This is a genomic window from Pseudoalteromonas sp. 19-MNA-CIBAN-0066 (genome assembly GCF_040308705.1).
GTDB classification, from domain to species: Bacteria; Pseudomonadota; Gammaproteobacteria; order Enterobacterales; family Alteromonadaceae; genus Pseudoalteromonas; species Pseudoalteromonas nigrifaciens.
The window spans coordinates 1-4865 of record NZ_JBEONZ010000070.1; the positions used below are offsets into that span (position 1 = coordinate 1).

7 protein-coding genes are annotated in these 4865 nt (G+C 39.8%); 4 read left to right on the plus strand and 3 right to left on the minus strand.

The features are described 5' to 3' along the window. Window positions 1-54 precede the first annotated feature (54 nt). From AAEZ18_RS18025 to AAEZ18_RS18035, 3 genes are read right to left on the minus strand one after another with little or no spacing between them, the layout of a single operon-like run. Window positions 55-564, minus strand: coding sequence for a phosphatase domain-containing putative toxin (locus tag AAEZ18_RS18025; RefSeq protein WP_350595454.1), 510 nt, complete (start codon window positions 562-564; stop codon window positions 55-57). 14 nt (window positions 565-578) lie between these two features. Further along, a complete protein-coding gene (gene arsB / locus AAEZ18_RS18030) occupies window positions 579-1601 on the minus strand; it encodes an ACR3 family arsenite efflux transporter (RefSeq protein WP_197182807.1) in 1023 nt (340 codons plus the stop codon). 11 nt (window positions 1602-1612) lie between these two features. After that, complete coding sequence (locus tag AAEZ18_RS18035; protein WP_197182806.1) at window positions 1613-2374, minus strand: metalloregulator ArsR/SmtB family transcription factor; 762 nt, start codon at window positions 2372-2374, stop codon at window positions 1613-1615. Window positions 2375-2644: 270 nt separating this feature from the next. On the opposite strand from AAEZ18_RS18035, the gene AAEZ18_RS18040 reads away from it, so the two are divergent. From AAEZ18_RS18040 to AAEZ18_RS18055, 4 genes are all read left to right on the plus strand, one after another. Then, a complete protein-coding gene (locus AAEZ18_RS18040; RefSeq protein WP_197182805.1) occupies window positions 2645-3241 on the plus strand; it encodes a tyrosine-type recombinase/integrase in 597 nt (198 codons plus the stop codon). Window positions 3242-3615: 374 nt separating this feature from the next. Beyond that, window positions 3616-4017 (plus strand): hypothetical protein, encoded by a 402-nt coding sequence (locus tag AAEZ18_RS18045; protein WP_192532828.1) that lies wholly within the window; start codon window positions 3616-3618, stop codon window positions 4015-4017. Between the two features lie 88 nt (window positions 4018-4105). Then, window positions 4106-4291, plus strand: a complete 186-nt coding sequence (locus AAEZ18_RS18050) for a YodC family protein (protein WP_192532827.1) — start codon at window positions 4106-4108, stop codon at window positions 4289-4291. 2 nt (window positions 4292-4293) lie between these two features. Then, complete coding sequence (locus tag AAEZ18_RS18055) at window positions 4294-4563, plus strand: DUF6953 family protein (RefSeq protein ID WP_192532826.1); 270 nt, start codon at window positions 4294-4296, stop codon at window positions 4561-4563. Window positions 4564-4865: the final 302 nt, after the last annotated feature.

The window sequence follows — 4865 nt, forward strand, 5'->3', positions numbered from 1 at the left end:
CCTAAAAAGGTAGCTTAGGCTTTCTTTTTGAAACTCCTTCAAAACGCGCAGCGTTTAGTGGGAGTTGTTCATTTTTTGATATTCATTAAAAAATGAACGTTGCACAGGATTAGAAAGCGCCTTAGGGCGTACTTTCTGTACTTGGTTAATAATGTTTGTCTTGTTGTAACCTAACTCATACATCAGTATGCCAATCACTAAGCCCGTGCGACCTGAACCGCCTTTACAGTGAACGGCAACAGTGCCTTGATTGCGCAAAATAGCTAACACGTCATCAAGGTGAGATCTGAACGCCGTTGCAAAGTCATCATTAGGCGCATCATCATCTAAAATAGGTAACTGAAACCATTTTATGCCTTGTTCGTTACAAACTTGAGGAAGTGTTTCGGCCTCGTTTTTCTTTATTTCTGCGTCGTACATCAGAGTGACAATCGCTTGTGCTCCCGCATCTTTGAGTTGCTTTACCGATGTTGTTAAATCAACCTCTTTCGTTCCTGGGCATGGCGTAAATATAAAACTAGCGCCATTATCAAGTGTCAGTTTGTCATAAGGGTGAGTTTGCATAAGAATCCTCTTAATTATTCGTTAAACCAATGTTTTGTTCTGTTTACAATCGCTACGAGAGACAGCATGACAGGCACCTCCACAAGAACGCCAACCACGGTTGCTAGCGCTGCACCTGAATGCAAGCCAAAAAGAGAAATAGCTACAGCTACAGCCAACTCAAAGAAATTTGATGTACCAATTAAGCACGATGGAGCTGCAATATTATGTTTAAGCTTGATTTTTAGCGCAATAAAATAGGCAATGATGAAAATGCCATAGGTTTGAATAACCAGCGGAATCGCGATTAGCAAAATATTGAGTGGTTGGTCTAAAATAGTGTTAGCTTGAAAGCCGAACAACAGCATAACTGTGGCTAATAAACCAATGACAGAAAATGGTTTTAACTTTTCTAACAAGGTTGTGATAGCCGTTTCATCACGACCTGAGCGGTTTAAACTTCTTCTGGTGAGTACGCCTGCGATTAAGGGTAGCAATACGTATAAGACGACAGAAATAAACAAAGTTCCCCAAGGCACATGAATATCTGTCACTCCCAGCAATAATCCTGCAATTGGAGCGAACGCAAAAATCATGATGATGTCGTTAACCGACACTTGAACTAACGTGTAGTTTGCGTCGCCTTTAGTCAGTTGTGACCAGACAAATACCATTGCCGTACACGGTGCTACGCCAAGTAAAATCATTCCTGCGATATATTCTTGCGCAGTTTCTGGTGAAACAAAATCGGCAAACAATCCTTCAAAAAACAACCAACCCAATGCAGCCATAGAAAATGGTTTGATAAGCCAATTAATCACTAAAGTTAACACAAGTCCTTGTGGATTTTTGCCTACTTCTTTAATTGTTGAGAAATCTATTTGTACCATCATGGGGTAGATCATTACCCAAATGAAAACTGCAACAACCACATTGACATGGGCAACTTCAAGCTTTGCTATCGCTTCAAAAAGAGGTGGGTAAACAACCCCCAGTGCCATACCAGCAGCAATTGATATCGCAACCCAAACAGATAAATAACGTTCAAAAATCCCCATAGTCATATTCCTTAATTACAGCAGCTTGCAACACGCGTTGGGCGATCACCCATAGCATTCAATCTGGCTAGCTCTTGTTCAATAAAAATAGGTTCATTCACTACCGTTGATGTAATAGTTTGCTTCATCCACTCTGGTAGTGTTGGATTAATTGAATAAAATACCCATTGCTGATGCTTTCTGTCAGATAAAATGCCAGCTTTTCTAAGCTGTGCTAAGTGACGGGATACTTTAGGTTGGCTTTCTTCATCTAGCGCAGTCATTAACTCACAGACACATGCTTCACCTTCAACAGCAATAATTAATAGACTTTTCAAACGAATATCATCAGCTAACGCTTTGTAAAAAGTAGTTGGTGTGATTGGCGCTGGTTTTTGCTTTTCCTGTATCAGCAAAAACATTTTGAGCCGTTCATTTAGCTCTTGTAGCGTTTTTTCAAACGGGTTGGCATCTCTACGAGAACGAGGTTCAGGGAAATCCCAAGCAAGGCATTTAGTACCATTGACTTGGCTATCACACTCTTTTGCCGCTTTATCACACAGGGTAATAACAAAATCAAAATGGATATTGCTAACTTCATCAAGGTGTTTTGAACGTAAGCCATCAGTCCGCAACCCAAAGTGCTCTATAGCTGAAAGCGTACGAGCATCAACACTATGTGGCTCAGTCCCCGCGCTGTAGACTTCATACTTGCCTTTTCCGTGATGTTTTAATAACGCCTCAGCCATGATAGACCTAGCTGAATTTTCAGTACATAAGAAGAGAACTTTCATGAATTACCCATATAATAAATTAATTATATAATAAATTTGTTATACCTATAATGCAATACATTTTTTGAAACTGAAAGTTACGACTAATCCTTTGTGCCAAAATAACAGTTTCGCAAGCACATTTTTGTTTTAATAGATTTAGATGAACGTCCATTATTGTGGCTTAAGTTGTGTGAATAAGTAGTTGAGATGCTCTAACGCATTTTTTCAAAATCCTAATCAGTAATACATCCGCTATCCTCCATAATGACTTTTAAATAGGAGGTCACTATGAAACCAGAACTAAATCACAATGCTACTGGTGTGAAACGCCCTTTCAAGCTTGAAGAGGTTTGGCGTATTCGCACTCGAATAGAAATTCAAAACAACTTGATGCAATTGGCCCTACTTAACTTGGCTATAGATAGCAAGCTAAGATCATGTGACTTACTCTCTTTAAAAGTTCGAGACGTCGCTACTCACGACCAAGTATTTGAGAGGGTTCAATTGACGCAGAAGAAAACAGGGATAGAAGTTCAATTTGAGATAACTCCGAGAACACAACAAAGTATTAGCCGTTGGGTTCAAGAAGTTAAATTGCAACCTAGTGATTATTTGTTTCGGAGTTTACGTCGCTCTAATCAACCAATAAGCTATTCATATTACAGGTCTATCATCAGGAGTTGGGCTGAGCAATTAGGGCTTGATTCTGACCTATATGGAACTCACTCAATGAGAAGAACCAAAGCGACTTTAGTTTATGCTCGAACCAAAAATATACGTGCCGTTCAGTTACTACTTGGTCATACAAAAATTGATAACACCATCAGATATTTAGGAATAGAGATTGAAGACGCCATTAAAATATCGAGAGAAACCGATTGTTGATTTAACGCAGGCAGTGTTCTTATACTGCCCTTGCCCCAAAACGTGTTGAGGCGAATGCCTTAAAAGAGCGATAACCGGTCATTGAGACTGGCTAAACATCGTCGTTAATAGATTGGTTAAACTGCTCTTTGCGCATATATTCATGAAAATGAGCGGTGAGCGCATATTGATCTATTTAACTTAATTCAAATATTTTAGAAAACTTAGTGATAGTAATACCTTAGGTTATTTGTTAAAACTATATAGAGTAGACAAATGAGCGTTTAGTCGGCAGAAATATGCGCGATGAGCGCACTATTAAATTGTTATACGAAATTAATGAGTCGCAATAAATGATTTGTTCAAAGTTAATAGAGCTTATTCCGTCAGCGATAATGGCTGCATTTCTGGCTTATATCGCATATCAACAAATGGCAATTAATAAAAGAAAGTTAAATCTTGATCTTTATAATAAGCGCTTTTCTGTATACACAGACACACTCCGCTTCTATCAGGAGCTTGTTGATGAGAAAGTTAGCCAAGAAACCCACCGTTCTTTTATTGCCAGTAAAGAAGCATCCAGGTTTCTATTTTCTGAAGATTCCAGTATTTTCGAGCTTCTTGACTTAATGCATTCGGAGTCATTCAAGATTACCGGCTTTAAACAGCATGGAAAGGAGGTTTCAGGAACCCCTGAGTTTGTTGAAGGGTTTAAAATTTCACAAGAAACACTTTTTTGGTTTGGCAAGCAGCTAACAGAGCTAAAAAACAAAATGAGCCCCTATTTAAACCAGTAGGCGCGTATAACAATGCAAAACAATCCACTACAAAGCCGCAGCTGTTCGCGGCGTTAGTCAATAAACTGAAAAAATAAGAGGTGTATTCATGACAAAAAACGCTAATTTCGAAGTCGGAGATATCGTAAAGATCAAGTCTGGCGGTCCAGAGATGACTGTTCGTTCTGTACCGTCACAGCATGCTGCGTACTATATTTGCCAGTGGTTTGCGGGGAAGAAACTTGAGCAGGGTAATTTTCCTAACGACTCCCTAGAATCCGTAGATAAGTCTTAATCATGACAGATGCTAAGCAAACAGCTTCATGGATGCTATCTCAGATTGAAAAAGATGGCTGCATCTACCAAGACGATGCGGTCGATCATCTTATAAAGGATGGTGTCGAAAAGCTCTTGCGCGAAAATGCAGACGGTAATCTTGTGTTAGGTCGTGAAGTCTTAGCTGAGTTTAAGAACATTACTGAGCATAATGTTGTCTGGGTAAAGCCGGATCGTTACTGGCGCTACCGAGTAGCCGAAGATGAGCCCGGGCGCGAAGCAAGAGGCTAACAAAAGCAGTCAAGGCGATGCCAAAAAGCGGCGCGCTTGCTGCTGGCGTTGAGGCTGTAGAATTACTCTTTTTTAAGAAAATAGACCGCTTTTATGAGTTCAAAATGCATTACCTAGTGTGAGAAAGCTCTTAGGTTTGCTGTAGGTGCATATTCTCATGCATCGCGATCACCTAATACTATCTAAGCCGATCACCTAATACCATCCATCGAGATCACTCAATATCATCGATGCCGATCACTTTTCGGTCAAAATGGTATTGAGTGATCGGCTTGAATGGTATCGTTCAATTTGTACACGTT

Coding starts and splice junctions, on each gene's coding strand:
- AAEZ18_RS18025 (WP_350595454.1), bottom strand. CDS start 564: ATGCAAACTCACCCTTATGACAAACTGACACTTGATAATGGCGCTAGT.
- arsB (WP_197182807.1), bottom strand. CDS start 1,601: ATGGGGATTTTTGAACGTTATTTATCTGTTTGGGTTGCGATATCAATT.
- AAEZ18_RS18035 (WP_197182806.1), bottom strand. CDS start 2,374: ATGAAAGTTCTCTTCTTATGTACTGAAAATTCAGCTAGGTCTATCATG.
- AAEZ18_RS18040 (WP_197182805.1), top strand. CDS start 2,645: ATGAAACCAGAACTAAATCACAATGCTACTGGTGTGAAACGCCCTTTC.
- AAEZ18_RS18045 (WP_192532828.1), top strand. CDS start 3,616: ATGGCTGCATTTCTGGCTTATATCGCATATCAACAAATGGCAATTAAT.
- AAEZ18_RS18050 (WP_192532827.1), top strand. CDS start 4,106: ATGACAAAAAACGCTAATTTCGAAGTCGGAGATATCGTAAAGATCAAG.
- AAEZ18_RS18055 (WP_192532826.1), top strand. CDS start 4,294: ATGACAGATGCTAAGCAAACAGCTTCATGGATGCTATCTCAGATTGAA.